Origin of the sequence: Mycobacterium sp., assembly GCF_049802695.1 — a bacterium.
Taxonomy (GTDB): domain Bacteria; phylum Actinomycetota; class Actinomycetes; order Mycobacteriales; family Mycobacteriaceae; genus Mycobacterium.
This window is the reverse complement of the sequence record NZ_JBARMY010000555.1, coordinates 1-3,168: the sequence shown is the minus strand read 5'-3', so window position 1 is coordinate 3,168 and position 3,168 is coordinate 1. Positions and strand designations below refer to the sequence as shown.

Sequence of the window (3,168 nt, the reverse complement as noted above, 5' to 3'; positions counted from 1 at the left end):
AACATCGCACTATCAACGCTGGACGAGCATTTCGCAGAAAAAGACGATCACGGAACCAGGTGGCGTCGCGAAGTGCATCGAAAACAAGGCGGTGCGTTGTATCGAATTGTCCGCTATGCGGACGATTTCGTGATCCTGGTCAAAGGATCACGCGAGCAGGCCGACGCGCTCTGGGGCGAGGTACGCCAGGTGTTGGCCCCGCTGGGGCTGCGCCTGTCGGAATCCAAGACCAGAGTTTGCCACTTCACCGAGGGGTTCGACTTTCTCGGGTTCCACATACAGAGGCGCCGGAGAAGGGGAACGAACACGTGGACAGTTTACACCTATCCATCGAAGAAGGCATTGCTTTCCGTGATGGCAAAGGTGCGAACGTTGACGAACAGGGTCAAGGCAGCCTCACTGGAAGAGTTGCTGAAGCAACTCAATCCGGTTCTTCGAGGATGGTGTGCCTATTTCAGGCACGGCGTGTCCAAGGCGACATTCGGATACCTCGATGCGTTCGCTTGGCGGCGCATCACCGAGTGGCTGAGGAAACGACATCCTCGCATGACATGGAAAGAGATGTACCGGCGATTCCTGACCGGGAGGCCAGGTAACCGGCCGCAGGCGAGGGGCACTGTCATGTTCGACACGGCAACGGTTGAGGTCATCAGATACCGGTGGCGCTCGAACAACATCCCCTCTCCGTGGAGACTGCAACCTGCCCAGTGAACACGCGGGAATCCGTGGAGCGCCGGATGCGTGGAAACACGCACGTCCGGTGCGGTGAGCGGGGCGTGGAAACGGGCCAGAAGCAATTTTGGTACCGCGCCACGCCCCGACTCTCCATCATCGGCAAGGCCGGCAAGACCGCCATGGCCACCCTCGTCGAACGCACCAGCCGCTACACCGTGCCCGTCGCGCTGCCCGCCGGGAAACACGACGCCACCACCACCTGCAACGCCCTCATCGGCGCCGTGTCGGGCATGCCCACCGCGCTGGTCAAGACCCTCACCTGGGACCAGGGCAGCGAGATGGCCGCCCACGCCGCGTTCACCCTCGCAACGACCGTTGCGGTGTACTTCGCCCACCCACACTCACCCTGGGAACGCGGCACCAACGAGAACACCTAGTGGTGCAGAGTGAGCGCCGCCGGCTCTTCTTCGACGGGAGGAGAGCCGGTGGGGTTGCTGAGTGACTCGGAGAACGCGTGCCCGCGAGGGCCTTCCGTTGATCTGTCCACAGCAGCTCGCAGGGCGAGCGCCCTGACCGGGGTGACTTGATAGAAGCCTGCTGAGCCGTCAACTCGCACTAGGTCTGTCCCTCGGCCAGGGCGCTCGCGTCTGTCCCGTCATCGGCGACAACAGACAACGAGGACAAGCACTGATGGTGACAGTGGGGATCGACCCGCACAAGCACGTCCACGTCGCGGTGGTCGTCGACGCCGGAGGCAGGCGTCTGGGCAAGCCGCTGACCGTCGGCAACGACGCGTCCCTGATCGCCGCGCTGATCAAGTGGATCAGATCGATCACCGGGGACACACCGGTCACCTGGGCCATCGAGGACGGCCGGGGCTTTGCCCGCCGCTTGGCCGACGGGCTGCTGCTCGCCGGCCACGAGGTGGTCTGGGTTCCCACCCGGCTGGCCGCCGCCCACCGCAAGCTGCACGCGGCCACCGGAGCCAAGTCCGACCAGATCGACGCCGCCGCGGTGGCCCACGCCGCCATCGCCACCCCAGGCCTGGACCGGCACCGCATCGACGAGAGTGTGCGCGAGCTGCGTGTCCTGGTCGACTACCGGACCGACCTCGTCAAACGCCGCACAATGGCGATCAATCAGCTCAAAGCCCAGCTCCACGTGTGGCTCGACCACACCCCCGGCGACCTGGCCCGCGCCCGGAGCCTGGCATCGGTGACCACGCTGGTGAACACCGCGTCAATGAGGACGCACGTCCGCCAAACGCTGAAAGACATGATTACCGAGATCGCCGAGATCAACCGCCGGGTCCACGACCTCGACATCATGATCAGGCAGCTGGTGACGCCCCTGGCGCCCGCGCTGCTGAACATCAGCGGGATCAGCCACAACTCGGCAGCGGTCCTGATCACCGAGATCGGCGACATCACCCGGTTCGCCACCACGGCCAAGCTCGCGCGCTACACCGGATGCGCACCGATCCCCGTCTACTCGGCCGACCAGGAACGACACCGCCTGCACCGAGGCGGCAACCGCCGACTCAACAGCGTCCTCTACACCGCCGCGATCGTGCAGAAACGCCGACACCCAGCCGCCCAAGCGCTGCTGGCCCGCCACGAACCCGCCAAGGGCTCACGCGGAGCCCGCCGCATCCTCAAACGCCACCTCATCGACGTCATCCACCGCGCCATGACCGCCGACCATGCGACCTGGCGGCACCATGTCTCTCGCCACCAACCCGCCAACTTGACATAGAAGCATCAACGGACTGCTACGCGAGTACTTCCCCAAGGGCACCGACATCACCGACGACCAAACCTACCTCGACATGGTCGCCATCGAACTCAACAACCGACCACGCCGTATCCTCGGCTACCGAACCCCAGCAGAAGTCTTCACCGACCTCCTGGCCAGCTCGATTGCTTCCACCGGCTGAGACCGCCACTTGCTCAACCTGCGAAACCCGGGGATGGTATTTCGAGTCGGGTGGCGACCACCCGCTTTTATGCCGCGAACCACGCCCGCACAGTCAGCTGCGGCGGTAAACGCTGCCCGCGAGACCTGGATGCTGATCCTGACAGGGATAAGCGCCGTCGCCGGAGTGCTTGGAGCCATATTTACAGCGGTATTTTAAGGTGCGGTCCAACCGAAGTCCCCTGGGACGAAATTGCCGGTGAACGCGGTCAGGTTCAAGACGGTGAGCTATCTGCGCAGCGAATGCGCCGAGTGGCGGGGACCCACGGTCAGTGGTCGTGGCCGGCGGGGCGTCGGGACAGGGCGTGTGCGCGTTCGGTGATCTCGTCGGTGCGGACGGCGCCGGCGTCGGCGAGTACGTCCTCCAGCGCGCCGAGCCAGTGCTGGTAGTAGCTCCAGCTCCCGGTGCGGGTGGACTCCCATTCGGCGATGTGGGCGATCAGCGCGGCCTGGAATTGCGGCCAGCTGAACACGCCGGCCTCGTGCAGCGTGACGGCTATGCCGAACGCGCGGCTCTCC

General features: G+C 64.7%; 3 protein-coding genes and 2 pseudogenes. 4 read left to right on the top strand and 1 reads right to left on the bottom strand.

Features of this window, described 5'->3' with window-relative positions:
- The 4 genes and pseudogenes from WA317_RS21915 to WA317_RS21900 all read left to right on the top strand — a co-directional run.
- The coding region (locus tag WA317_RS21915) for a group II intron maturase-specific domain-containing protein (protein WP_425175030.1) at positions 1-711 on the top strand (711 nt) is incomplete at its 5' end.
- A gap of 116 nt (positions 712-827) precedes the next feature.
- Positions 828-1,106: pseudogene (locus tag WA317_RS21910) on the top strand (IS30 family transposase); the annotation flags it as partial.
- Between the two features lie 259 nt (positions 1,107-1,365).
- Positions 1,366-2,430, top strand: a complete 1,065-nt coding sequence (locus tag WA317_RS21905; RefSeq protein ID WP_425175029.1) for an IS110 family transposase — start codon at positions 1,366-1,368, stop codon at positions 2,428-2,430.
- Positions 2,426-2,611 (top strand): annotated as a pseudogene (locus tag WA317_RS21900) (IS30 family transposase); the annotation flags it as partial. The gene WA317_RS21905 and the pseudogene WA317_RS21900, both read left to right, overlap by 5 nt.
- Before the next feature lie 307 nt (positions 2,612-2,918).
- On the opposite strand, the gene WA317_RS21895 reads toward WA317_RS21900, so the two are convergent.
- A partial coding sequence (locus WA317_RS21895) for a nitrile hydratase accessory protein (protein WP_425175028.1) occupies positions 2,919-3,168 on the bottom strand: 250 nt, incomplete at its 5' end.